This window comes from Bradyrhizobium sp. STM 3561, assembly GCF_045571455.1.
GTDB classification, from domain to species: domain Bacteria; phylum Pseudomonadota; class Alphaproteobacteria; order Rhizobiales; family Xanthobacteraceae; genus Bradyrhizobium; species Bradyrhizobium vignae.
The window spans coordinates 5,554,779-5,579,817 of the sequence record NZ_CP120695.1 but is presented as its reverse complement, the minus strand read 5'-3'; the positions used below and the strand labels follow the sequence as shown (position 1 = coordinate 5,579,817).

24 protein-coding genes and 3 pseudogenes are annotated in these 25,039 nt (G+C 60.6%); 19 read left to right on the top strand and 8 right to left on the bottom strand.

Annotated elements, in window-relative coordinates:
- Positions 1 to 53: 53 nt before the first annotated feature.
- Together P6U28_RS26420 and P6U28_RS26415 are read right to left on the bottom strand one after the other, a co-directional pair.
- Positions 54 to 215 (bottom strand): hypothetical protein, encoded by a 162-nt coding sequence (locus tag P6U28_RS26420; protein WP_164936728.1) that lies wholly within the window; start codon positions 213 to 215, stop codon positions 54 to 56.
- 87 nt (positions 216 to 302) lie between these two features.
- Entirely contained in the window at positions 303 to 536 is a 234-nt protein-coding gene (locus P6U28_RS26415) for a DUF3551 domain-containing protein (protein ID WP_129142408.1), read from the bottom strand.
- A 295-nt stretch (positions 537 to 831) separates the two neighbouring features.
- On the opposite strand from P6U28_RS26415, the gene P6U28_RS26410 reads away from it, so the two are divergent.
- The 3 genes from P6U28_RS26410 (at position 832) to greA (ending at position 2,294) form a co-directional block, all read left to right on the top strand.
- The gene (locus tag P6U28_RS26410) at positions 832 to 1,164 is read left to right on the top strand and encodes a hypothetical protein (RefSeq protein ID WP_129142407.1); all 333 of its coding nucleotides are present in this window, start codon (positions 832 to 834) and stop codon (positions 1,162 to 1,164) included.
- Positions 1,165 to 1,274: 110 nt separating this feature from the next.
- Positions 1,275 to 1,754, top strand: coding sequence for a hypothetical protein (locus P6U28_RS26405; RefSeq protein WP_129142406.1), 480 nt, complete (start codon positions 1,275 to 1,277; stop codon positions 1,752 to 1,754).
- A gap of 57 nt (positions 1,755 to 1,811) precedes the next feature.
- Complete coding sequence (gene greA / locus P6U28_RS26400) at positions 1,812 to 2,294, top strand: transcription elongation factor GreA (RefSeq protein WP_129142405.1); 483 nt, start codon at positions 1,812 to 1,814, stop codon at positions 2,292 to 2,294.
- A 185-nt stretch (positions 2,295 to 2,479) separates the two neighbouring features.
- On the opposite strand, the gene P6U28_RS26395 is transcribed toward greA, so the two are convergent.
- On the bottom strand, positions 2,480 to 3,253 hold the full coding sequence (locus tag P6U28_RS26395) for an SDR family NAD(P)-dependent oxidoreductase (protein ID WP_129142404.1): 774 nt from the start codon (positions 3,251 to 3,253) through the stop codon (positions 2,480 to 2,482).
- Positions 3,254 to 3,578: 325 nt separating this feature from the next.
- Between P6U28_RS26395 and P6U28_RS26390 the strand changes: the two genes are divergently transcribed.
- The 8 genes and pseudogenes from P6U28_RS26390 to P6U28_RS26355 all read left to right on the top strand — a co-directional run bounded on the left by P6U28_RS26390 (position 3,579) and on the right by P6U28_RS26355 (position 14,615).
- Positions 3,579 to 6,620 carry a GAF domain-containing protein gene (locus tag P6U28_RS26390; RefSeq protein ID WP_407120241.1) on the top strand — a complete coding sequence of 1,014 codons (3,042 nt, stop codon included), beginning with the start codon at positions 3,579 to 3,581 and terminating at the stop codon, positions 6,618 to 6,620.
- 13 nt (positions 6,621 to 6,633) lie between these two features.
- Positions 6,634 to 6,741, top strand: a pseudogene (locus tag P6U28_RS26385) (response regulator); the annotation flags it as partial.
- Positions 6,742 to 6,804: 63 nt separating this feature from the next.
- Positions 6,805 to 7,644: a universal stress protein gene (locus P6U28_RS26380; RefSeq protein ID WP_129142402.1), complete on the top strand. Its 840-nt coding sequence runs from the start codon at positions 6,805 to 6,807 to the stop codon at positions 7,642 to 7,644.
- A 127-nt stretch (positions 7,645 to 7,771) separates the two neighbouring features.
- Positions 7,772 to 8,068: pseudogene (locus tag P6U28_RS26375) on the top strand (calcium-binding protein); the annotation flags it as partial.
- A 345-nt stretch (positions 8,069 to 8,413) separates the two neighbouring features.
- Complete coding sequence (locus P6U28_RS26370; RefSeq protein ID WP_407123209.1) at positions 8,414 to 9,724, top strand: hypothetical protein; 1,311 nt, start codon at positions 8,414 to 8,416, stop codon at positions 9,722 to 9,724.
- A gap of 186 nt (positions 9,725 to 9,910) precedes the next feature.
- Positions 9,911 to 11,674, top strand: coding sequence for a type I secretion system permease/ATPase (locus P6U28_RS26365; RefSeq protein ID WP_129142400.1), 1,764 nt, complete (start codon positions 9,911 to 9,913; stop codon positions 11,672 to 11,674).
- Positions 11,671 to 12,975 (top strand): HlyD family type I secretion periplasmic adaptor subunit, encoded by a 1,305-nt coding sequence (locus P6U28_RS26360; protein ID WP_122401172.1) that lies wholly within the window; start codon positions 11,671 to 11,673, stop codon positions 12,973 to 12,975. The genes P6U28_RS26365 and P6U28_RS26360 overlap by 4 nt, the downstream gene beginning before the upstream one ends.
- Before the next feature lie 434 nt (positions 12,976 to 13,409).
- A complete protein-coding gene (locus P6U28_RS26355) occupies positions 13,410 to 14,615 on the top strand; it encodes a tyrosine-type recombinase/integrase (protein WP_407120240.1) in 1,206 nt (401 codons plus the stop codon).
- Here the strand turns inward: P6U28_RS26355 and P6U28_RS26350 are convergent.
- Positions 14,612 to 14,752, bottom strand: coding sequence for a hypothetical protein (locus P6U28_RS26350; protein WP_407120239.1), 141 nt, complete (start codon positions 14,750 to 14,752; stop codon positions 14,612 to 14,614). The genes P6U28_RS26355 and P6U28_RS26350 overlap by 4 nt on opposite strands.
- 104 nt (positions 14,753 to 14,856) lie before the next feature.
- On the opposite strand from P6U28_RS26350, the pseudogene P6U28_RS26345 reads away from it, so the two are divergent.
- Positions 14,857 to 15,617: pseudogene (locus P6U28_RS26345) on the top strand (IS5 family transposase).
- Here P6U28_RS26345 and P6U28_RS26340 read toward each other — a convergent pair.
- A complete protein-coding gene (locus P6U28_RS26340) occupies positions 15,610 to 16,356 on the bottom strand; it encodes a hypothetical protein (RefSeq protein WP_407120238.1) in 747 nt (248 codons plus the stop codon). The pseudogene P6U28_RS26345 and the gene P6U28_RS26340 overlap by 8 nt on opposite strands.
- 269 nt (positions 16,357 to 16,625) lie before the next feature.
- On the opposite strand from P6U28_RS26340, the gene P6U28_RS26335 reads away from it, so the two are divergent.
- The 6 genes from P6U28_RS26335 (at position 16,626) to P6U28_RS26310 (ending at position 22,610) form a co-directional block, all read left to right on the top strand.
- Positions 16,626 to 17,087 (top strand): hypothetical protein, encoded by a 462-nt coding sequence (locus P6U28_RS26335; RefSeq protein ID WP_407120237.1) that lies wholly within the window; start codon positions 16,626 to 16,628, stop codon positions 17,085 to 17,087.
- Positions 17,038 to 19,065: a primase-helicase family protein gene (locus P6U28_RS26330; RefSeq protein ID WP_407120236.1), complete on the top strand. Its 2,028-nt coding sequence runs from the start codon at positions 17,038 to 17,040 to the stop codon at positions 19,063 to 19,065. The genes P6U28_RS26335 and P6U28_RS26330 overlap by 50 nt, the downstream gene beginning before the upstream one ends.
- Positions 19,066 to 19,866: 801 nt before the next feature.
- Positions 19,867 to 20,253 (top strand): hypothetical protein, encoded by a 387-nt coding sequence (locus P6U28_RS26325; protein WP_407120235.1) that lies wholly within the window; start codon positions 19,867 to 19,869, stop codon positions 20,251 to 20,253.
- Entirely contained in the window at positions 20,250 to 20,423 is a 174-nt protein-coding gene (locus P6U28_RS26320) for a hypothetical protein (RefSeq protein ID WP_407120234.1), read from the top strand. The genes P6U28_RS26325 and P6U28_RS26320 overlap by 4 nt, the downstream gene beginning before the upstream one ends.
- Entirely contained in the window at positions 20,420 to 21,841 is a 1,422-nt protein-coding gene (locus tag P6U28_RS26315; protein ID WP_407120233.1) for a terminase large subunit domain-containing protein, read from the top strand. The genes P6U28_RS26320 and P6U28_RS26315 overlap by 4 nt, the downstream gene beginning before the upstream one ends.
- 13 nt (positions 21,842 to 21,854) lie before the next feature.
- On the top strand, positions 21,855 to 22,610 hold the full coding sequence (locus P6U28_RS26310) for a hypothetical protein (protein WP_407120232.1): 756 nt from the start codon (positions 21,855 to 21,857) through the stop codon (positions 22,608 to 22,610).
- 173 nt (positions 22,611 to 22,783) lie between these two features.
- Here the strand turns inward: P6U28_RS26310 and P6U28_RS26305 are convergent, their stop codons facing one another.
- From P6U28_RS26305 to P6U28_RS26295, 3 genes are all read right to left on the bottom strand, one after another.
- Positions 22,784 to 22,918, bottom strand: coding sequence for a hypothetical protein (locus P6U28_RS26305; RefSeq protein ID WP_407120231.1), 135 nt, complete (start codon positions 22,916 to 22,918; stop codon positions 22,784 to 22,786).
- Between the two features lie 71 nt (positions 22,919 to 22,989).
- Complete coding sequence (locus P6U28_RS26300; protein ID WP_407120230.1) at positions 22,990 to 23,160, bottom strand: hypothetical protein; 171 nt, start codon at positions 23,158 to 23,160, stop codon at positions 22,990 to 22,992.
- A 332-nt stretch (positions 23,161 to 23,492) separates the two neighbouring features.
- Positions 23,493 to 23,690, bottom strand: a complete 198-nt coding sequence (locus tag P6U28_RS26295; protein ID WP_407120229.1) for a hypothetical protein — start codon at positions 23,688 to 23,690, stop codon at positions 23,493 to 23,495.
- 155 nt (positions 23,691 to 23,845) lie between these two features.
- Between P6U28_RS26295 and P6U28_RS26290 the strand changes: the two genes are divergently transcribed.
- Positions 23,846 to 25,036 (top strand): hypothetical protein, encoded by a 1,191-nt coding sequence (locus P6U28_RS26290; RefSeq protein ID WP_407120228.1) that lies wholly within the window; start codon positions 23,846 to 23,848, stop codon positions 25,034 to 25,036.
- Positions 25,037 to 25,039 lie beyond the last annotated feature (3 nt).

Sequence of the window (25,039 nt, the reverse complement as noted above, 5' to 3'; positions counted from 1 at the left end):
CGGCACGAATAAAGCTAAAGTTGTTCGCAATAGAATATACAGGCGAAGCTAGATCAGGGATTGCGGCGTGCGACAAGCCGTCGCTTCACACTGTGCGCGATGTCGATGCTGTCCGAAGCGGAGGGGTGCGAGCAAGCTGCGGCGGCGCTTTGCAAAATCTTCCCGGACCGATGACGGATAACATTCTCGTCATCGCCGCGCGCAAGCAGCTTCATGCGGTGACGACTCGCCGGGCTTTCGGTCGATCGTCTTCACCGGAAGATTGTGGCGGCGCGCGCGACAGCGCGCACGCCGCAGTCACGTCAGTAATAGCGCTGCGGCGCGAACGCGTAGCGCGGATTGATGCCGCAATAGGCCGACGTGCCGGAGGCGGAGGCCTGGCACTGCTGATAGGTCGCGAACTGGCAGTTGCCGGGATAGCCCCACATGCGGCCCTGCAGGCAATATCGATCGTTTGCAGGATGCGCCTGGGCCGCCGGCAATGCGACGGCGATCAGCGCTGCGAGCGATGCCAGGGTGAGGATGGTGCGACGCATTTCAGACTCCTTCGAGAACGGGGGATGAGGAACACCAGCTCATTCTACGTGTTCCGGGACTTGTCCGACACTTCGTCGTGCTCGTCTTGGTGTCCGCAGCGGCCGCCGCGTTCAACACGCATGCATGATGATGCGAACCGCGGCGAGCAATGTGATCTCGGCCACAGTTCGCCACCGGGTTGTCGGCCTATCGTGCAGACTTGTCGTGAACGGATTTGCCGTCTGCGGACTTGCACGCGCCATGCCCGGAGGCCTACGCTTTTGCTCATTCGGGTCAGGTCATTTGGAGGTTCTGATGCAAAGGTCATATTTGCTCGGTGCGACCGCAGCGCTGGCGCTTCTTGCACAATCGTCGCTCGTGCTGGCGCAGACCACTCCGTCCGCCGGCGGGACCACCGCGCCTGCGGCGACAAGCCCTGCGCCAGCCGCGTCGACCACGCCGGGCGCGACCACCGATACCAGCCAGCCGACCGACGCCAAGAAGAGCGCGTCGAAGAAGCGGGCGAAGAAGAGGATGACCCGGCAGCAGGAGATCGATCATTCGATCGACACCGGCACCGTGCCTGCGCGCTACCGCAGTTCAGTGCCCAAGCAGTATCAGCGATACATTCCGTTCGATAAGCAGTAGCGGGATCGACGGTGGTGCGACGACGGTCTTGGCCGGGCGGCTTCCGGCCCCACATCCGCGGTGGCGGTCTGCGAGAGCAGTGCTAAAGTAGGGCGAAGCCGGGGGGAATGATGAGTGACGAGGTGAAGGATGCTGGCCTTGTGGCCATGATCAGCAGCATCCTGGGAGGCAACAAGCGCGCGGACAGTGTTGCACCGCCTCCGCCCGCCGAGGTTCCGCCGATCGTGCCGGCGGATGCAGTGGGGCCGACATCCAGCTCCGATCCGGCAGCGGCCAAAGCCGAGAACGCGCCCGATGCCGCGCCGGCTGCCACGAAACCGGTCGAGCCGCCTGTGCAGATCGCGACCACGCGGGACGGCAAGCGCCTGCTGCCGGCGGAGGCGATCGCCGATCTCGTGCTCGGCGAGCTGCGCAAGCTGGAAGATTTCCCGAGCTCTGGCGTCTCGGTCACGGTCTACGGCTATCGAAATTGGAACGCCATGCTCACCTTCGCGCCGTTCTCGACCAGTTTCCAGAACGCAACCCGGTTCCGCCAGGCGATTCCGGACCTCGTCTTCAAGCTCCGCCGTTTCGTCGAACTTGAGATATAGTCTCGGGCAGCGGCGGCACACGGCGTCGCCATCCAACCAGCTCGACAGGATATTCAATTGAGCGTCGCCTTCACCAAGGAAGAAAGCGCCGAAACCGCGTCCGAGACGCTGTTGCCGGATCGCCCGATCTCACCGCATCCGAACCTCGTCACGGAGGCAGGCTTCAAGGCGTTGCAGACGCAGCTTGCCGAAGCGCGCCAGGCCTATGAAGCCGCGCAAGCCATCGAGGACGTCAACGAGAAGCGCCGGCAGTCGGCGGTGCCGCTGCGCGACGTCCGCTATCTCACCGAACGCTTACGCACCGCTCAGGTCATGCCCGATCCGACCTCGACCGAAATCGTCGCCTTCGGCAGCACCGTGACCTTCAGCCGCCCCGATGGCCGCGTGCAGACCTACCGTATCGTCGGTGAGGACGAGGCTGATCCCAAGGCCGGCTCGATCTCGTTCGTCTCGCCGGTTGCGAGGTCGCTGATGTCAAAGGCGGTCGGAGACGTCGTGGGCTCAGGCGCGCAGGAGATCGAGATCCTGTCGATCGGGTAGGGACGCGGGGCCAGGCGACGATCGCGCGGCAAAAGGCGCTATCGACGGGAGCAATCTCATTGGAGTCCGCCTCAAGCGGGCGTCTCGAAGGATGGCCGCACGGAAAAGCTCTCATTTGCGATAGTCCTGCGGAAGAGGGAGCGCACCTCCGTCATTGCAGCGTTTCGTGTTCATCACATCCTGCGTTACACCTCCGGCAGCTCGACGCCCGTCAGCTCGCTCAATTGACCGATGAGCTGGTCCTGAAATTTCCGATCGGCCGCCTCGCTGGCCGGCTGCTGCTGCGCGAGATGATGCCAGTAGCGTCCGCTGACCAAGGCAGCGGAATCCTCGCTCACCGCGAGCCAGGTCTGGGTTCGTTGTCCGGTGTCGATATCGACCGGAGCGCCCGCGCCGCCCATCTTCGTGCGGACCCATCCGGGATCGACGGCGTTGCTCAGGACCTCGGGCCAGCGTCGTGCCAGCGCGAAGGCCAGAGCGACGACGTGCAGCTTGCTCTCGGCGTAGGCCTTGGCCGCATCCCAAGTCCGCTTCCTCCAGTCGAGATCGCCGAGCGAACCCTCTCCGTCCCGGTGCAGTCCGCTGCTGAGATAGACCAATCGGCCCGGCCGCTCGATCAAGGCCGTCAGCATGTACGGCGCAAGCGTGTTGATGGCGAAGGTCTCGGCATGGCCTTCCGGCGTCGCGCCACGGCTCGGCCGCGTGTAGACGCCGGCATTGTGGATGACCGCATCCATGCGCCCGATCGCGTTGACCTGATCCGCGATGCTCCTCGTCTCTGCCGCACTTCTGAGATCGCCGACCGCCACCCCCGCGGCACGCGACGTGAGTTGGCCAAGCGCTACGGCACGATCCGCCGAACGCGCGTGCAGCACCACGCGGTGACCTTGATCGAGGAGTGATTGCGCCGCCGCCCGGCCGAGGCCGTCGGTGCTGCCCGTGATGAATATGGTCGCCATGCGCTGCTCCTCCTGACCTCTTATGCGCAGTGTATCGCGCCCGCGCGTCATTTCCGATACTGCTCGTCGTTCACGGCCACCGCGGCAGCGAGCAGGCCGACGATCACGCCGCGCTCCGCTCCGGCACAAAACAAGTCGGCCCGCAGCGGCAATTTGCGGAACTCGCCGCTTCGCCACATTGCGGAGGCGAACTGACGCGTAATCGAGTGAAAATCAACTCACGATAGGTCTGGTCGGAAGCACCTGATGGTGGAATAATTCCGGATGCTTTCTTGATTGGATTTTGACGTCGGCTGCGAACCGGCTGGCGACGTGGATTTTCACCATGGCCGCGCTTCCTCAGGACGTTGTGGCGGATTTGCAGCAGGAGAACGCGCGGCTCCTCGCCGAATTGCGCGCCGCACAAGATCGCGAGGCCGCCACCGCGGACATTCTCAAGATCATTGCCGGCTCGCCATCCGAGGTGAAACCGGTATTCGATGCAATCGCGAGGCGCGCCAATGCCTTGCTCGGCGGCTTTTCGACGACCGTATTCCGCTTCATCGACGGCTCCGCCCACTTGGCGGCGTTCACGCCGACGAATTCCGCCGCCGATGAAGCATTGAAGAAGATGTTTCCGCGGCCGATTGCCGATTTCGAGAGTTTTGCAAGGACGCAGACCGGTAAGGTGGTGCCGACCCCCGATACCGAAGCGCTGACAAACGACATCAAGTTCATCGCCCGCGCCCGCGGCTTTCGCAGCATGTTGTTCGTTCCGCTCGCGACCGGCGGCGAGGTGATCGGCATGATCAGCGTAACGCGAGCCGAGCCGGGTACCTTCGCTCCGCATCATGTGCAACTTCTGCAGACCTTCGCCGACCAGGCCGTCATCGCCATAGAGAACGTCCGGCTGTTCGATGAGGTCCAAGCGAAGACGCGCGATCTCGCCGAATCGCTCCAGCAGCAAACCGCGACTGCCGATGTGCTGAAGGTGATCAGCCGCTCGACCTTCGATCTGCAAGCCGTACTCAACACGCTGGTCGATTCGGCGGCAAGGCTGTGCGAAGCGGAGATGGCATTCATCATGCGCCGCGAAGGCGATGAATATCAGGCCGGAGCAGCGGTAGGGTTTTCCGAGGAATACATCGCGTTTCTGCAGGCTCACCCGGTTGCCCCCGGCAGGAGCACGGTCACAGGTCGGACCGTTCTCGAGCGTCGTCCCGTGCAAATCCTCGACGTCGCTGCAGATCCCGAATACCGCCTGCACGAGTCCATCACCATGGCTGGCCAGCGCACGGCACTCGGCGTTCCCCTCCTGCGCGAGAATGAGCCGATCGGCGCGATCGTGATCGCCCGCAAGCGCGTGCAGCCCTTCACGGAAAAGCAGATCGAGTTGGTCGCCACGTTTGCCGACCAGGCCGTGATCGCCATCGAGAATGTACGGCTCTTCGAACAATTGCAAAGCAGGACGCGGGATCTATCCGAGGCGCTGACGTACCAGACCGGCAGCGCCAATATCCTGAGGGTTATCGCTTCCTCGCCGACTGAAGTCGGTCCGGCGCTCAAAGCGATCGTGGAAAGCGCATGCGGGCTTTGCGAGGCATACGATGCGCTCGTCGTTCTGAGGGACGGCGACGATATCCTCGTCCAGGCGCACCATGGTCGAGTTCCCGTCGTGTGGAGCCGACGATCGATCAGTGCGCAATCGCCCAGCGGCCGGGCCATTATCGACCGCCGCACCGTTCACGTGCATGATCTGCTTGGGCCCGAAGGGGAGGAATTCCCGACAGGACGCGAATATGCGCTTCGCTCCAACGTTCGGACCGTTTTGAGTGTGCCGCTGTTGCGCGAAGGCGAGGCCATGGGAGCGATCGTGCTACGTCGCACGGAGGTTCGTCCATTCGGCGAGAAGCAGATCAACCTGCTCCAGACTTTTGCAGATCAGGCTGTTATCGCCATCGGCAATGCGCGCCTGTTCGAGCAGTTGAACGAATCGCTGGAGCGGCAGACCGCAACCTCGGAGGTGCTGGAAATCATAAGCGCTTCATCAGGCTCATTGACTCCGGTCTTCCACAAGATGCTGGAGAATGCGACACGGATCTGCGGCGCCGGCTTCGGCACCATGAATCTCTACGAGGAAGGCGGCTTTCGTACGGTCGCATTGCACAACGCGCCGCCAGCTTATATCGAGACCCGGCTGCACCAGAGCATTCGCCCGCATCCCGCGAGCGGGCTCTGCACCGTCGAGAAGACTCACCAGACGGTTCATATCGACGATATCAGGACGCAGCCGCCCTATATCGAAGGCAACCCCGACGTTCGCGCGCTTGCCGACCTTGCTGGCGCAAGGACCCTCGTCATCGTGCCCATGCTCAAGGAAGACGAACTGATCGGCACCATCGCGATCTTCCGCCAGGAAGTTAAGCCCTTCACGGACAAGCAGATCGAGCTCGTGTCCAATTTCGCGCACCAGGGTGTGATCGCGATCGAGAATGCACGCCTGCTGAATGAACTGCGCGAGCGCACTATGGAGTTGTCGCGATCGCTCGAGGAATTGCGAAACGCGCAGGATCGGTTGATCCAGACCGAGAAGCTTGCCTCGCTCGGGCAACTCACCGCCGGCATTGCACATGAGATCAAGAACCCGCTCAATTTCGCCAACAATTTCGCTGCGCTTTCCTCCGAGCTGATTGACGAACTCGGCGACGGGCTGCGCTCGGCCGCTCTCGGCGAGGCAGCAAGGCAGGACATCGACGCGCTGATACGCATGCTACAAGGCAATCTGGAGAGAATCGTGCAGCACGGAAAGCGCGCCGATTCCATCGTCAAGAATATGCTTCTGCACTCGCGCGAGGGTTCTGGCGAGCGCCGCTCGACCGACATCAACGCCATCGTTGAGGAAAGTCTCAACCTTGCCTATCACGGAGCGCGCGCTGAAAAGGCGGGTTTCAACATCGAGCTCGAAAGGAATCTCGATCCCAGTGCGGGGGCGATCGAGCTGTATCCGCAGGAAATCACACGGGTGTTCCTCAACCTCATTTCAAATGGCTTCTACGCGGCTAGCAAGCAGAAGGACGCCGCCGGCGACGGCTTCGAGCCAAGGCTGCGCGCGACGACCACAAACCTCGGCGGCGCCGTCGAAATCCGCATTCGCGATAATGGCACGGGCATCCCGGCCGACGTGAGGGAGAAAATATTCAATCCATTCTTCACCACCAAGCCCGCAGGTGAAGGTACCGGGCTTGGCCTTTCAATCTGCCACGACGTCATTGTGAAGCAACATGGCGGCAGCATCGAGGTCGATACAGAGCCTGGCGATCATACGGAATTCATCATTACGCTGCCACGTACGCTGGCGGCACCATTGCAGACCGGAGGCAGCAGTTGAGCGGTCAAATAATGTCGTCGACGATGAACCCGATGTCGAGGCACCATTCCGCCGGCAGTTCCGACGTGATCTGCGCGCCGGTCGTTTTCTCGCGGAGTTTGTATCGTCAGCACGCGTGGCACGCCGTCCCAAGCGAAACTAGGCATCTTGCGTCAATGTTCACCGCAAACACCGGGGGTTCAAAATGAAGACGCTCTTGGTCCCGCTTCGAAACATTCCGATGATGACATCCACGCTCGATGTCGTCGTAGGTCTCGCACAACGTTCCGGCGCCTATATCGAGGGCTTTCCGCTCCGGTTCGGCATCCCTCAATATGTAGCCGCGGAATTGGCCACCGGCATCCTTTTGGATTCGTATCAAGTCAAGACCGAAGCCGAATTGAACGACATGCGCAACTTTTTCGAAGCATTCATGTTGAAGCACGATATTCCTCGAGCCATTGCGGGATCGCGTGGACCATGCTTCGGCTGGCTGGAGACCGCGCCTGAGGGCGAAGACTTTGTCGGAACTTATGGGCGCGCTTTCGATCTGATCGTGATGGCACGGTCCGACGTCGATGCTGCGGGCCCTCACCGTCGCGCGATTGAATCCGCGCTGTTTGAGAGCGGCAGGCCCGTGCTCCTGACGCCATCCAATGCACCAAGAAGCATCGCGACGAACATCATGATCCACTGGAATGGTAGTACCGAGCAGGCTCGGGCAAACGCATTTGCCATGCCGCTGCTTCGTGCGGCCGAAAGGGTATCGGTGCTAACCGTCATTGGCGGCCAGGGGGTAGCAGGACCGTCTGCCGATCAGATCGTTCAGCAACTGCGGTACAATGACATTGCAGCCCAGGTGAGAAGGGTTGAACTGGAGAACCGCGAGACCGGAGAGGCGGTCCTCGATGCCGCGAGAGCTGAAGGCTGCGATCTCTTGATCAAGGGAGCCTTCACCCGCACCCGGCTGCGGCAAATGATCTTCGGCGGGGCGACCAGCTATATCATGGAGCATGCGGATCTGCCTGTCCTGATGGCTCATTAGAGCGGAATGGCACAATTCGAATCGAACGCGGGCATCGTCCTCGTCATCTCGATGTCGCGTCAACGTCACAGCCGTTGGTTAACGGAGCGTTCGTGCCAGTACCAAGCCAAAAGCCAGGAAGCAAAGCATGTCACACCATCACCACGGCGATCGCCACATCGGTCCGTTCAAGAAAATCAAGTTCGGAACCAACGGAGACGACATCATTGCGGGGTCGGACCTTGGCGACATCATTCTTGGCTTCCGTGGCAATGATACCATCGATGCCGGCCTCGGCAATGACACCGTCTTCGGCGGTCGCGGCGATGATTGGATCGACGGCGGTAAGGGAAACGATGCGCTGTTCGGCGAAAGCGGCAATGACGTCCTGATCGGCGGCGACGGCAATGACGACCTGCATGGCGGCCGCGGCCGGGATCTGCTCCTTGGCGGCGCAGGCCGAGACCAACTGGACGGAGATCAGGGCAACGACAAGTTCCTGCTTCGGAAGGGCATGGGTGTGGACACGATCCAGCATCTCGATTCCGGCGATCGCATCGACGTCCGCGACTTCAACATTCCGTCCTTTCAGGCGCTGATCAATTCCGCGCGCCAGATCGGCCACAAAGTTCAGATCGATCTCGGCAATGGCGACGCGCTCATCATCGAGCATGCCCGCATTTCTGATCTTCACGCCGAGCAGTTCATTGTTTCCGATGAGGTGAAGGGCGCGTCGAGCTCACAGACACCCTACCTGCTCAGCAGCGATTCCCACGTTTATACCGAGTCGTTGCTGACGACCGGCGACAGCGTGAACGGCTACAAGATGGCCGGCATTCCGGACGGCCTCGGCGCGTTCGACAATGGCGATGGCACCTTCACCGTGCTGATGAACCATGAACTTCCCTCGGCGGCGGGCATTGCCCGCGCTCATGGCGGCACCGGCGCGTTCGTGTCGGAGTGGGTCATTGACAAGACGACGCTGCAGGTCCTGTCGGGCAAGGACCTCATCCATGACGTCTGGATGTACGAGGGCGGCAACTATGTCGACCACAGCACCGGCAACAGCCCCGTATCGTTCAACCGGTTCTGTTCCGCGGATCTTGCCGATTCGGGCGCGTTCTACAACGCGCAGACGGGGCTCGGCTTCGACGGCAGGCTGTATCTCAATGGTGAAGAGGGTGGCGTCGAGGGGCGAGCCTTTGCGCATATTGTCGGCGGCCCTCAGGACGGGAACAGCTACGAGCTGGCCTGGCTCGGCAACATGGCCTACGAGAACGTGGTCGCCAATGCGCACACGGGAGACAAGACCGTCGTCGGCATGATGGATGACGGCCAGAACGGCCAAGTCTACTTCTATTCCGGCACCAAACAGTCGACCGGAAATGCCATCGAGAAGGCCGGGCTGACTGGCGGCCATCTGCTCGGGGTTCACGTGACCGACTTCGAGGGTTACGCGAACAATGCGCCGAGCAGCACCAGCCCGCTGGGTGCCGACGAGAAGTCCGCCTTCACCATGATTGACCTCGGCGACGTCAGCGGCAAAACCGGCGCGCAAATCGACGCGGACAGCGAAACTGCGGGTGTGACGAGCTTCCTGCGGCCGGAGGACGGCGCATGGGACACCCTCAATCCCAACCGCTTCTACTTCGTGACGACGAATGCGTTCAACGCGCCAAGCCAGCTGTGGGCGCTGGACTTTACCGACGCGTCGCACCCCGAGCTCGGCGGCACCATCAAGCTGCTGCTCAACGGCAGCGAAGGCCAGAAGATGCTTGACAACGTCGCCGTCGATTCTCACGGCAAAGTCATTCTTTGCGAGGACGTCGGCAACAACGCCCATCTCGGCAAGGTGTGGCAATACGATCCTGCGACCGACGCGCTCACACAGCTTGCCCAGCACGACGCAAGCCGCTTCGTTACGGGAGGTGCAAACTTCCTGACCCAGGACGAAGAGGCATCAGGCGTCATCGACGTCACGCATATCCTCGGCAATGCCGGGGAAAACGTCTACCTGATCGACACCCAGTCTCACCTCAATGTGGGAGGGGAGCTCGTCGAAGGCGGCCAGCTGCAACTGATCCACCAATATCTCGTCTGACGCCAAGTTGCCCGACGAGGCTATTGCTCTGTGGAGGTGCCGGACTCCAAGTCCGGCACCTCTGTCGCTGTCAAACGTCTGTCATGAGTCATCGACAGTTAGAAGCCGTTTCATCGCTTTCTGCGGTGAAGGGGCGATCAGTTCGAGACAATCACCACATCGTAAGCTGCGGAGTCATTGCGTGTGATGTTGGCTACGCAAGCAGGCGTTTCCACGGATGCAGGATCGGAGCTGCGCGCCGCACTTCGATCGTGCCGCACGGCCCTGGTGGGCATCGCAGCCTTCAGCGGGTTGATCAATATCCTCAGCCTGACCGGCTCCCTCTACATGCTTGAGGTCTATGATCGCGTGCTGCCTGGCCGCAGCGTATCTACGCTGGCCGGCCTGACGATCATCGCGGCCTTGCTGTTCTTCTTTCAGGGCACATTGGAAGTGGTTCGCGGTCGAATGCTGGTTCGCATCGGGAACCAGATCGACTGGCGGATCAGTGACCGCATCTACGATCTGGTGGTTCGCCTTCCGCTTCGCACACGCGGTGGCGGAGACGGACTGCAGCCGGTCCGCGACGTCGACACGGTGCGATCGGTGATGTCGGGCTCTGGTCTTCCTGCCCTGTTCGATCTGCCCTGGTTGCCATTCTACCTCGCCATCTGCTTTGCTTTCCATCCGCTGATTGGCGCGACAGCCCTCGGCGGCGCGCTCATGCTGGTGATGTTGACGCTGGTCACCGATCGGCTGTCGCGGCAATCCGTCCGGAAGGCGTCGAGCTATGCCGCTGCACGCAACCGCCTTGCGGAAGCCAGTCGTCGCAATGCGGAAGTCCTGATTGCCATGTCGATGTCCTCCAGGTTTCTGGAGCGATGGCGCAAGCTGGGCGATGCTCATCGCAGGCAGCAAAGGATCGCCAACGACATCTCGGGAGGCTTCGGGGTGACGGGACGGATGCTGCGCATGATGCTGCAATCGGCCGTGCTGGGGGTTGGGGCCTACCTCGTCATTCGACAGGAGGCATCCGGGGGGATCATCATTGCCAGTTCCATCCTGACGGGTCGCGCACTTGCTCCCGTGGATGTCACGATCGGCAACTGGAAGAATTTCATCGCCGCGGCCCAAAGCTGGCAGCGCCTCACCGGGCTCATGTCGGCGTTGCCGGTGTCCGCCGATAAACTGCCTCTGCGGCCTCCAACGCGATTCCTCGTCGTGGACAAGTTGTCCGTCGCCGCCCCTGGATCGGAAAAGATCCTGGTTGCTGATATCAGCTTTCACCTGAAGGCAGGCAGCGGGCTTGGCATTGTCGGCGCCAGTGGCTCGGGAAAATCCTCGCTGGTGCGCGCCCTTGTCGGCGCATGGCGGCCATCACGCGGTGTTATCCGGCTCGACGGTGCATCGCTCGAGCAATGGTCGCCTGACGCACTTGGAAATCACATCGGATACCTGCCTCAGGACGTCGAATTGTTCGAGGGGACCATCGCCGAGAACATTGCACGGTTTGCACCTGATGCTTCGATGGAGCAGATCCTTGCCGCTGCCGAAGCCGCCGGCGTCCACCAGCTCGTCGTCAGCCTGCCCGATGGGTACAACACCCAGATTGGCGAGCAGGGCTCGCTATTGTCGGCGGGGCAAAGACAGCGCGTGGCGCTCGCGCGCGCGCTGTATGGAAATCCTTTCCTGGTCGTGCTCGACGAGCCCAATTCCAATCTGGACATCGAGGGCGAGGAGGCGCTGACTCGCGCAATTCTCGCCGTTCGGGCTCGAGGCGGCGTTGTCGTCATCGTCGCGCATCGCTCCAGCGCGCTGGTTGCCGTGGACTTCGTGATGACGATGACCCATGGCAGGCAGCAGGCGTTCGGGTCCAAGGAGGAAGTGCAGTCGCTGGTGGCAAGGCGGGAAGCCGGGCCGCCTGGCGCTCCGTTCAAGGTTGTCGTTCCTCAACCGGCCGCATCCACATGACCACCGCGACATATGGCGAAGATCGCAGCATGCGCCATCATCTGCTCGCCGGCGTCGTTCTGGCGGCGGGTCTGACCGGCGGGATCGGCGGCTGGGCCGCCACGACCGAGCTGTCGGGAGCGGTCACCGCTGCTGGATCGGTGGTCGTCGATTCCAATGTCAAGAAAGTCCAGCATCTCACCGGCGGTATCGTCGGAGAGCTGATGGTTCGCGAAGGCGACCATGTTCGTGCCGGTGAGACATTGGTGCGGCTCGACGAAACCGCCCTGCGTGCCGGCCTCGCCATCTACACCAAGGGATTGGATGAGATGCGCGCCCGCAAGGCTCGTCTTGCCAGCGAGCGAGACGGCGCCGACAATCTGGTCATCCCGCAGGAACTGCTCGACAACGCTTCTGCGGAATTCGTTGCGGCGATCGGCAGCGAACGCAAGCTGTTCGAGTTGCGCGCCACCGCGCGTCGCGGCCAGAAAGCCCAGCTTCGCCAGCGGATCGCGCAGCTCGAGGATGAAATCCGCGGCTATGCGGCTTTGCAGCAAGCCAAGGCGGAGGAGATCGAATTGATCCAGCGCGAGCTGATCGGAGTGCGCGGCCTCTGGGAGAAGAATCTGGTCCAGATAAACCGTCTTACCCTCTTGGAACGCGAAGCCGCGCGTCTCAAGGGCGAACTGGCGCAGTCGATCGCCTCCACGGCCCAGGTTCAGGGCAAGGTCACCGAAATCGAGCTGCAGATCCTGCAGATCGACCAAGACCTCAGCAGCGAGGTTGCGAAGGAGTTGCGCGAGATTGACGGCAAGATTGGCGAATTCATCGAGCGCAAGGTGACGGCCGAAGATCAGCTGAGACGGGTTGACATACGCGCTCCGCAAGATGGCGTGGTTCATCAACTCAATGTCCATACGGTCGGCGGCGTGGTCAGCCCGGCCGATCCCGTCATGCTGATCGTGCCGGAAGCCGACCTGTTGATGGTGGAAGCCAAGGTTTCTCCGGCCGACATCGACCAGCTGTATGTCGGCCAATCGGCAAGCCTGCGATTCTCTGCATTCAACCAGCGGACGACGCCGGAGATCGAGGGCAAGGTCAGCCGTATCTCCGCCGACGTGACGTCGGATCAACGTACGGGTCAGAATTATTACACGGTACGTGTCTCGATAATGCCCGAGGAGCTGGCACGGCTCGGCACTGTCAAGCTTGTGCCCGGCATGCCGGCGGAAGTCTTTGCCAAGACCTACGACCGCAGCGTCTTGTCGTATTTCACCAAGCCACTCCTGGACCAGGTTGCCCGGGCGTTCCGCGAGCGTTGAATGCAGGCCGATGCAACCAACCGCCAAGGTCTGCCATGGCGAGTGACCCGTTCAGGTACGACCGACCGGGTCGCCCGGTGAGCCCTACCTGATCGTGCCATCCTGCCCCTGTTTTGCCCGACAAGTCAAATCCGATTTCGGAAAAGGCGTAACCCATTGATCCGACTGACGTCGGCTACTGTGCATGGGGTTGTTTTTCGATTTTTTGATGGAACGCTCTCGGCAAGCCCTGACGGCGACGCCAGCTGTCCGGATTGCCCGAAACTGGATGGTTCAGGAGGACGGATGGTGGGCGCACAAGGGATCGAACCTTGGACCTCTCCCGTGTGAAGAGTTTCGGAAGCCTCAACTTACAGTAAACGAGACGTAATGTTGCGCGTTTTGGGCTATCCGGGAGAGGGTTCGTTTCCCCTCGTTTCCCCGGAGTAAGCCCAGTGCCCCGCCAGCGTTTTAACGACCTCTTCCTCGAACAGCTGCGATACGACCGCCGAGAGGCAGCGCCTAGCGGTGACATCGCCTTCGAGGACGAACTCTGCCCTGGGCTATTCCTGCGGGTTAGGCCGAGCGGCCTTAAGTCGTTCAGCGTCATCTTCAAGGTTCCGGGCGAGGGCGGGGTGTCGCCCAGCGGCAGGCTGCTGACCGGAAAGGCGCACCGGATCACCCTGGGCACGTGGCCGCATATCGCATTGCGAGAGGCCCGCGACAAAGCGCGGCAGGCGCTCCAGGCTGCCAGCGAGGGCCGCGATCCTCGCCAAGCTCAGCGGGAGAACAACCTGACGACGTTCGCCTGGGCCAGCGACCGGTTCGTGGAGGCGGAACTCAAGCCCAACATCAAGAACTGGCAGGCGGTCGAGAGCACCCTCCGCCTACATTGCCGGCCGCTGCTGGGCAATCGACCGCTCCAGAGCATCCGCCGTACCGACATCCATGCGCTGCTTGACACGATGGTGGAGGAGGGCCGCAATGGCATGGCCCGAGAGGTTCGAAAGAACCTGTCCCGCTTCTTTAACTGGTGCATCGACCGCGAGCTCGTGCACTCCAACCCGCTAGACGGGCTGCGGCGACGCGACCTAAGCGCCAACTACGAGGCGGGCCGGGCGCTTACGGACGACGAGCTGCGGCAGATTTGGCGCGGCGCGGGCGAGATGGGCTATCCCTTCGGGCCGATCTACCAGCTGCTGATGCTGACCGGGCAACGGCGCGGCGACTGGGCTGCAGCACAACGTTCCGAGCTTGACGTTGGCAGGCGCCTGCTGGAGGTGCCGTCCGGTCGATATAAGTCGAAGCGCGACCACCTCGTGCCGATTTCCGATGCGACCATGGCAATTGTCGATACCCTGCCCGAGCGGGACGGCTACTTGTTCACGACGAACGGGACGACGCCGGTGTCGGGCTTCAGCAAGGCCAAGACGCAGCTGGACGAAGTTTCGGGTGTCAAGGCGCCGTACCGCATCCATGATTTCCGCGTCACGTGCGAGACCCGCCTCGCCTCGCTGGGCTTTGCGCAGGAGGTCCGCGACGCCGTTCTCGGGCACATGGCCCAAGGGCTACAGCGCCGGTACAACAAGCACCAGTATGCCGAAGAGAAGCGAGAGGCGCTCGATGCCTATGCCCATTCCATTGGAGGGATTATCGCTTAGGTCTTCCCTGAAGCTGGATCGGGCTCAGCGGGCAGCTTTGCAAGCGCCTCGCGCAGCTTGGGACCCGGTCCCACAGTGTATTTAGCAGGATTTTTTGGATCTCGATGTTCTTCTGGAATGAAGGCGATGGCCATCATCTCTGGCGCTTCAAGATTTTCATTCGCCCAAGATACTAGGGTCTGTACCTAATTAGCGATCTCTGATTCCTTCGCACCAAGTTGATTCGGGATGGGGGACTTCGGTGCGCAAAGGGCTGTTCTGGCTGAACGACAAGCAGTGGGCTCAGATCGAGCCGCATCTGCCAACGAACCAGACCGGCCCGGCGCGCGATGACGATCGACGCATCATCAGCGGTATCATTCACATGCTTCAGTGCGGCGCACGCTGGCGCGATTGCCCGCCCGACTATGGTCCTTACACGACGATCTACAATCGTTTCAATCGCTGGGCTAAGCGCGGACATTGGCAGGCGATCTTTGAAGCGCTCGCCCGCTGCGGCAAGGATGGCGTGACCTTGTCCATCGACTCCACCTCGATCAAGGCGCATCGCTCGGCGAGCGGTGGAAAAGGGGGGAGCATGAACAGGCGATCGGACGCTCGCGCGGTGGGCGGACCACGAAAATCCACGCGCTGAGCGACCCTGATTGCAGACCTTGCGCATTTCATCTCACTCCGGGACAAGACGCAGATATTGCCGCAGGGCCGGCCCTTTTGAAACTCGCGCCGCCCATGTCTGCCCTCATTGGGGACAAAGGCTACGATGGCGACGGCTTTCGCGCCGAAATCGCCAATCGCGGCGCAAAGCCCGTCATTCCAAACAAATCCAACAGGGTGACCCTCCACACCTTCAGCAAACGCGCCTACAAAGGGCGCAATGTTATCGAGCGCTGTTTCTGCCGGCTCAAGGATTTCAGGCGTGTCGCAACTCGCTACGACAAACTTGCCAGGAACTTCTTGGCTGCCGTGCACCTCGCCGCCATCGTCGCCTATTGGATCAATTGAGTCTGAACCCTAACACGTCCTCGCCTAAGGTCAGCATGTTGTGAATGAATGCGTCGAGATCGGCGCGGATCGAAGACGGCTCGGTGGCATTCTTGCCATCCTTGACCCGATACCAAACTGGCTCGCTTAGCTTCTGATCTGGATCACGCCGGAAGTTTTCAATCACAAGCTGACCGCTGTAACCGTCTGGATGCTCCACCGCGTTACGCATTCCAATTGCCATCTCTACCCAGGGGACGGCCTCCACTAACATCTTCGTCTTCGCATCGTCCGGGCCAAACGTCTCCGTCGCAAATTCGATAAGGGACTTTCCCTTTTTGCGTGCCTTCGAAAACTCGCTCGCTTCCGAGAACGACGTGCCGTAGAGCTTGTTGACGACATAGAGTAGGTCGCGAATGTAGTTTTTCGCCTCGTATAGAAAATTGTGGCACTCCGCCTCCAGCCGCTCGATTTGTGGAACCTCGACCGGTTCGTTCGGCCTAGTCGGGGGTTTGTATTTTGCGGCAGCTTCCGCGAATGATTTTGTGTAGGCTTCTTTGATCTCCCAGCACCGCAGAAGCTTCATCATCAATGATTCATGATAGAGGAGACCTATCTTATCCTTGGCTTCCTTTGTTCCCTTGCAGTTCTGCAGAATTTTCAAAATCTGAAGAGAGAGGCGCGCAACGATTGGGTTGGTCGTTCCGTGGCTAGCGATTTTCTTAAATTCAAAAGGCATCTCGCACTCCAGGAGCAGCATTGTAACATCTTGTCCGACCGAAGGCGCAAGGGCGACGATCGGTCAAGGTTGTGCCTGCCACAGAGCTAAGCAATCTCAAAGCAATAACAAGACGGTAACAGGACTTGAGCTGACAGAACTCCAGGGGTCAGCATCTTTACCATGCGCTTGTTATTGCTTTGAGCCTGCATCGCGATGTGCTTTTCCAAATATGACTGCGCTGCGCTTCAGATTGCGAGAAGGAACAGGCTGCCGTTCCCGAAGAACGGTCACAATGAGAGTAAGTCCACATGTCAAACATGAACGACGGCGCATCCGCGCTGAGCGAAGACGCATGCCACGAGCTCGCTTACGAGTTTCACCGCCTTGAACATCCCAACGGCTGGGACCTCACCGCCATCCGTCCGGACAGGAAGAAACTGTTCCACGGCACGTTCGGGCCGGATACCAAGTCAGAGTACATCAAGTTTCGCCGCGACCACGCGGACCACAACATCTATTCCGCCTGCGTCCCCATAGGGCAGGCCAAAAAGGCCTCGAAGCCAGATACTCTTGGCAAGCTGTGCTATGGCGTCTGGCTTGACCTTGACGCAGACAAAGAGAAGTCGCTGGCTGAAGAGCTCGCGCGCCTCGAAGCGCTTGTCACCAACGATGCACTGTGGCCTGCCGGAGTGCCCGACGCTACCTACAAGATATTCAGCGGTGGTGGCTGGTGGCTGCTCTGGTTTCAGGGAGCCAGTCGTCGTCACTGAAGAGGTGCTGCCGCAGATTGAGCGCATCAATCAATGGCTGTGCATGAAGTTTGGCGGCAAACTCGAAGGAGCTGACGCTTGCTGGAATATCGATCGCATCATGCGCGAGCCGTTCTCCTGGAATAACCCTGATGACGCGAAGGTGAGAGCCGGCCGCAAGCGCGTCCGCTCCTACATCCTTGAGCAGGAGAAGCGGCACCGTTACGCGTGGAGCGCGTTCCAAGAGGCATTGAAGTGGGCGCCGCAGCGGAAGCAGAAGGCAGAAGGCGAGCGCGGCAGCGTGGTTGTCAACGTCCAGGTTGGTGATGTGGTCCGGCGCATCGACGACATCAACGAGCTCGATAAATGGGAAGTGCCTGACCGCATCAAGGTTATCTGTGTGCAGGGCAAGCATCCGGAGCAGCCCAAGGAAGGTGACAACAGCCGCTCTATGTGGGTGTTCGACGCGGTGTGCGAGCTTGTCCGCTGTGGCGTGCCACACGAGGTGATCTTCTCGATCCTGACCGACCCCGAGTACCTCATCAGCGAGAGCGTTCTGGAGAAGGGGGGCAATGCGGAGAGCTATGCCATCCGGCAGATCGAACGTGCCGAGGAGAAAGCGATCGACCCTGCACTGGCAGAGATGAACGATCGCTACTTCGTGTGCCGCGACATCGGCGGCAAACCAGGGGTGTGTGAGTGGAAGACTGTCGAGGGCATTGAACGACTTAACATCCGTCAGCTCAAGCCGTTCGAGGAGGCCTTCCGCAACCAGTACGTAGAGGTGAAGGTTGGCGGCAAGACAGAAAAGAAACAAAAGGGTAAGTGGTGGTTGGATCACCCGCGACGGCGCACATACGAAAACCTCGTGCTCGAACCGACTAAGCCTGAAACTTTTGATGACAACTACAATCTGTGGCGCGGTTTTGGCGTGAAGCCCCAGCAGGGTGATTGGTCACTGATGCAGGCGCACATCCGGGATGTGCTGGCCAACGGCAACAGGACGCTCGGCGACTACATCATCAAGTGGTCTGCCTGGAAGCTGCAAAACCCCGGCGAACGCCCAGAGGTGGCGCTGGTGTTCATTGGTGGCGAAGGCGTAGGTAAGGGCATCTTTGGTCGGGCCATGAAGGACCTGCTCGGCCGCAACGGCAAACAGATCTTCTCGTCCAAGCACCTTGTTGGACGGTTCAACGCGCATCTGCGTGATTGCTGTCTGCTGATAGCTGACGAGGCAGTGGCACCGGACGACAAGGATGGCAAGGCTGCGCTCAAGGGTCTGGTCACCGAGCCTGAAATCGCGCTTGAGGGAAAAGGTCGAGACGTCGATTGGGTGCTGAACCACCTCGGGCTTATTATTATCTCCAACGATGAGCGCGTGGTGCCTGCAGGCAAGGACGCGCGGCGATTTGTGGTGGCTGACGTGCCTAACACCCATCAGCAGGACGCAAAGTATTTCACGGCGCTGGTTGCAGAGCTCAAGAACGGTGGCCTGGAGGCAATGCTGCACGACCTACTGATCATGGACCTGAAGGGGTGGCATCCGCGTGCGCGGGTGATCACTGATGCGCTTCGCGAGCAACAGCGCCTGAACCTGACGCCTGCTGAGCGGCTAGTTTATGAAGTGCTTGACACCGGGCAGTTCTTTCCGACCAGCGATACGAAGTATGACACGCTCCGCCAGCAGGGCTATGTGTCAACGTATGACCTTTCGTCCTCGTCTACCGAGTATTTCGGTGAGAAGGTAGGCTACAAGGCTATCGCTAATGTCTTTGACAAGCTGCTATTTTATCACGATCTACATCACGTGGACAGGCAGTGGATACCCCGGCCCCTGAAGGAGGCGCGTGAGAACTTCCGCAAGTTCATCCTTGATGTGAAGTTCAACGAGGCCATCACCTCCTGGGCCAAGCTGGGCAAGCGGGAAATCCCGACGGGCAAGGTGATCGAGCGCGAACTGCCGTTTGTGCCTGAAGACAGACGCGGTGAGCGAGCTTAGTGATTGCTGGGGCCGGGGGCCTCGGGCATAGAGGGCGCACTCCATTGTTGGCGTCTTCTTCGGGATTAAGCCCTCGCGACTTCGGTCTGCGGGGGCTTTTTTCGTTCGGGGTGGCTGGGCCCCGGCGGTCTGAGAGGATCGAGGATCGGCACAGGCCCAAAGGGGGTCCTCTAGAGCATCCTCTAGGGGAGAAAGGCCCAAGGGAAGAAAGGGTTAGGCTGTTCGGAGGAGGATACGAGGATAAACGGCCTCTAGATTGCTCCTAGACCCCTCAAAACTCTACACAGCCTCTCTATCCTCTCTATCCTCTCCATCCTCCTATCCTCAGTACTTGATGACAGAAATTGAAGGGAGGATGCAGAAGAGGATCGTTCGAGGATCGAGCACCACACCTGGGCTTTAAAGGTCGATCCGCATCCAGTCACCACGCACCAGCCATCACGGCTCTAAAAAAGGACATCCAATACGCTATTAAGTCGCGCCTTTGGACGCCGCTTCCCCGTCGCTTCCCCGCATCGTCGCTCGTCGCCACGACCGCAGCAGTTGCTGGGCTTTAGCTCGCCAGAGCTTCCCCTGCCATAGACTGCACCGGTCCAGCAGCCCCATTCGCACCGTATGCGTAATTGAGACGAATGGTTTCGCGCCCGCGCTATCTGCTCGGGCATGGGACGACCACCAAAGATCGAGCGCAGTAAGACCGCAAAGCAGGAGTCGGACGCACCGACGCCCGCGCAGACCGCGCTCGCCTCGCTGCTAGCGAGCGGTACCGAGCTGGTTACGCGTGAGGAGAGCGGTGGCCCCATGCCTCGCGCTACCCTCACTCCGGAAGGCCTGCGAGCGCTCGCTGCGATGGCAGCGGAGGGGCAGGACCAATACAGCATCGCTGCTGCCCTCGGCATGAACCGCTCCACTCTCCAGGCCCTCATCAAGCGCGACGAGCAGGCCGAGGAGGCCATGAACCTCGGTAAGGCGCTTTTGGCCGACGAGCTCTCGCACCTGCTCCTGCGCGCCGCGAGGCGAGGCAACATCGTGGCCGCGATCTACCTAACCAAGGCTCGCCTCGGCTGGGTGGAAGGCCTCGCACCCGAGACCCGGCCGAACATCGTCATCAACCTGCCCGATGCAGCGACGCCCGAGGCCTACCTCAAGGCCATCAAGGTCATCGAACCGTCGGAGGGGCAGCCGTGAGCACCGAGCAGCCCGTGCCTCAGATCGACCTTGGCGAGTTCGACACCGTGCAGGTCACGGTTGATGCCGACGGAAAGCCCGTCCTCGCTCGCCGGATCAAGCGTCATCCCACGCACACAGGCGGCTTCAACGCCGATGGCACTCCAACGCGCGCGAGGCGATACTCGTGATCAACCCCACGCCATATCAAGCGACAGTCTTGTCGGTACCCGAGAATTGGAACCTGCTGATGGCGGGTGGCCGTGGCGGCGGTAAGTCAACCGGTGCGCTGCTTCTGGTTCTTCGACACGTCGAGAAGTATGGCGAGAAAGCGCGCCCCCTGATCGTCCGCGAGACACACAAGGCAATCACCGAGCTGGAAGAACAGCTCGATAGCCTTCTCTCGGTCGCATACGGCAAAGGCGTCCGGCACAATCGAGCGGAGCACACTTTCCGCCTTCCGAACGGCGCCATCATCGAGTGCGGCCAGCTGGATGGTCCGAACGCATATAAGAAGTATCAGGGGCGCTCGTTCACGCTGCTGATCGTCGACGAGTTCGGCCTCCTCGCCGATCGTCGCTGGGTCGACCTATTGAAATCCAACCTGCGTGGCGCTGAGGGCATACCCCTTCGCGAGGTTCGGACCGCTAACCCCGGTGGACCTCTGCATGCGCTCATCCATCAGAACTTCATCGCGCGCCAGCTCGCGTGGCATCCGTACGAGCTGGACGGCGAGACCTGGGTGAATTGTCCCTCGACCCTAATCGACAACCCGCACCTCGACCACGAGGACTACAAGCGTCGCCTTCGCGCGGCCTGCGGCAACGACGAAGAGCTGTTCCGGGCATGGATCAACGGCGATTGGAATATCGCCAGAGGCGCCTTCTTCGGCGGCACATTGGACGAGAAGGTCCACATGTTGCCGGTGGCTTGGCCGTACCCCATCACCAAGGAGTGGCGCTCGTATCTTGCTATGGACTGGGGCAGCTCGGCGCCGTCGGTCACCTACGTCTGCGTCAAGGCGCCAGGGGACATCGGACCGTTCCCGCGCAACAGCCTGATCCTCGTCGATGAGCTGGCAACCGTCGAGCCCAACGACCCCAACGAGGGTCTTCGCTGGCCGCCGAGCAAGCTTGCGGAGGCAATTATCGAAATGTGCGGTCGCTGGAATGCCAACACGTATGGCGTCGGTGACGATGCGGCGGGTCTGCAAGACACTCTCTTAGAAGTTCTGCGCGAGCACGGTGTGGACCTGCAACGTCCGCAGAAGCAGCGCGTTGCGGGTTGGGCTGCGATGCGCCAGCTCCTCCACAACGCGAAGGAGCGCAACGGTCTGCCCGGCATGTGGATCACCGCGCGGTGCAAGTACTTCTGGCAGACCGTGCCGTTCATCCAGCGCGACCCATCCCGGCCCGAAGACGTCCTCACCACAGGTCCCGATCATGCTGCCGATGCTGCACGTTACGCAGTCATGGAGCAGCAGATGACCTCTGGGCAGATCAACACGCCCCGCAATCCGCTCCGTCACATCGACCCGCGCTCCTACCTCCCAGATAACTATCCCACCAATCCGAGACCGGCGTCCGAGTACGGTTTCCATAGCAGCTAACAAGGAGACAACAATGTCAGACCGCGCCAGCATTCGCACGGATGTTCCGATCTCGCTTCATCCAGATGCCCTGTCCAACTTGACGGACACGCTCAATCAGCAAAACACACCCGGTGCGCAGGTTTGGGCCGCCTCCCGTGACGCGCTGGAAGTCTGTTATCAAGGCTACGCTCTCTTGAACGACACCGAGAGTGCGCTCAAGGAGGCCAACCCGCAGACCCGGCTCGTCAACGGCAGGCCGACAATCGTGGTGGAGAACACCAAGGAGTTCGCCGCTGCTACCGAGGCCGCATGGAAGCGGATTGCGCCTGTGATCGACGGCAAGGTGAAGCAGCTACGAGGCTGCATGACGCTGTTGGCCGAGCGCGTCGCCACGGCGCTGGAAGATCCCAAACGGAAGACGCCGGAAGGGCTCTCGCATGCAAGCGAGGTGCGCGCTTACGTGAAGGCGCTCCCCGAGGAGAAGCGAAGCGCGTTCATTATGCAGGCCATCAACGAGGGTGACCGAGCGACAGTTGCCAGCGTGCTGCATGCACAGGCCTTCCTGTCTGGGCTTTCAGCGGAAGCACAGAGCACACTCCGCCAGCAGGCTGCTGCAAAGTTTGCTCCGCAGGATTACGCCCAGCACCAGGCGGCTGCCACGGCGCTGGACTACGTGATCGAGGCGGGGACCAAGGTCGGCATTCGCTACGGTGCTTTGACTCGCAGCATGCACCTCTCGCCGGCAGAGAAAGCGGCCGAGAAGTTGAAGGCACTCGCGGGCGGTTAGGACTGCTGGACGGGAACGGGACGCCCGTCCGGTATAGACCCCCGGCCTACCCATGAAGGCCGGGGGTCACCTATTGTCGCCTTAAGGTCTGAGAGCAGACTTTGCATTCTCCCACCAGTCGTTCGCGAAGGGCCAGCAGCGGAAGTCAACGTAGGCCGCCAACTCAGGCGGCCTCAGTTCATCTTGCGGCGTAGCTTCTGGATGATCGCGCGCAGCTCGGCTGCGTACTCCTCAACGATGCGCCGTGCCTCGCCCAGCCGTGACGGCTTGGTCTCCTGTACCTCGCTCTGTTTGTCTGGCTCGGTCATGGCCCAGCGTCACCGGGGAGACGGCTGGACCGTTGCGCTAGATCAATGGAGGGGTGGTAACTGAGGCGGCCTTACTCCTCGTCCTGCATCGGGAACGGCTCGTGCGTTTTGCGGCCTAGGAAGGTGTCGGGGACCGCCTCTCTCAAGGCTTCGCGAGCGTCCTTCACTGCCTTTCGGGCCTGTGCCTTGTGCTCTGCGTCAATTTCATTGACCGGCCTGTAGATGCGATCACGATCAGCCATGGCTCGCCTCCATAGTTCTCCTAGGGAGAAACCACCGCAGGGCGAGATTGTTCAAAGTTGAACTTAGGACCGATTGATCTCATCGATGATGAGGTCACGATGCGCGATGTGCGAAGCTAGGCCAGCTCGGAACGTGGCTAGCAGTTCTCGCGCAAGCTTGGTCTCGTAACCGGCCCGATCCAAGAAAGCTATGCGCTCTTCCTGAGCCGCGATGTGTTGCTCGCCCTCGGCTACGTGCCGTTCGGCGTGTCGCAAGTGGCGCAGGTGCATCTCGCGATCCATTTCCAAAACCATACACGAGTTTGCGCGACCTGGTTTGACGAAGATCAAACTCAATTCTCTTCTTGGGGGAACGGTTCTTGGGTTTTGCGGCCAAGGAACGTGTCCGGCTCAGGACACTGCTGAAGCACCTGTTGCGCCATTTCCACGACGGCCTTCGCGCGTTCGAATGCGAGGCGATCCTGCCGGCGTGACGGCCAATAGATCGGGGGAAGAAGGTCGGACTGCGAAGCCATGTCTGATGCTGCCATGCTGCGCTCCGGAGCGACGTATCTTTTGATCTAAAACGTAAATCGGACGCCCGAGTTCCCGGGTCCAAGCCTGTTCAGGGTCAAAACCGGCCCCCCCCCCCAAAAAGATAGGATAGGTCTGCTTTGGCCCGATGAGCAGGCATTGTGGAGCCAGGATGGGCTATAATGAGCCGATTCCCATCTGGCTAAGAAAGATGCCCGAATTCCCGCCGTTCAAGTACACAATGAAAGAAGTTCGGCAGGCCGGAGAGGCGCTGTCGCAGAAACTCATTTGGACCGACGAGACCGCCGAAGCAATCCGCCGCACTTTCGCAATCGCACATAATTGGCGGGACTCGCACGGCTACCCGATGAACAGGTTTCGGGCGATTCTCAGCGGGCAGATCAAGCGCAACAATATGGCTGGAAATGCGGTCGCCCGGCTGAAGCGAATGCCGTCTATTCGGGGCAAGCTCATCAAGCAGCAATGGCCGCTCGATAAGATCCAGGACTTAGCCGGGTGTCGCGCGATCCTGCCATCCATCAAAGACGCGCAGGTCTTAATCGAGCGCATGCGCGGCCTCAACGGTCATGTGCTGCATAAGGAAGACCCATACATCGAAAAACCAAAGGCGAACGGCTATCGGTGCCACCACATGGTCTTCCGGTATCGCGGCAATGGGGATGATGGTGTCTTCCACGACCGGCGCGTAGAGGTGCAGATTAGGACTTGGCTTCAGCACACTTGGGCGACCGCGGTCGAGGCCGTCGGCGCATACCGCAGCGAGAATATGAAGGGTGGAGAGGGAAGCCCAGAATGGCTCCGTCTCTTTGCGCTGATGTCAGCCGAATTCGCGGTCACCGAGAAATGCGCTGAGCCGCCGGGACTCCCCGACAGGGCCGCGCGAGTGCTAGAGATCATCGAATTGGACAAGACGCTCAATGCGGCGGACACGCTCGAAAACATCGCGCACGCGGTGAAGTACACCGAGAACATCGATCCCAAGAGCGAGCCCGAGTACTACCAAATCATCTACGACAAGACGAACCGCATCGTAAATGTCTATCCATTCTTCAGCGCAGTCGCGGGAGCCGAGGCATACGATGCGTCGGAAATAACGGCGGAGAAGTCGCAGTCCGGTGTTACTTCCGTGCTCGTAGAGGCGGACAGCATCGAGAACCTCAAGGCTGCCTATCCGAATTATTTCGGCGACGTGCAGATGTTTCGAACGCAGCTCAAGAGCATCGTCCAGGGCGATGCTGCGGTGGAGTTCGAAATGCCCAAGCGCATCGCACCGCCTCGGCTTAAGCCACGCGAGAAGCCGGACGATTCTTGGCTCCGGGGTCGAAACAAACGGTGGAAGTAATTT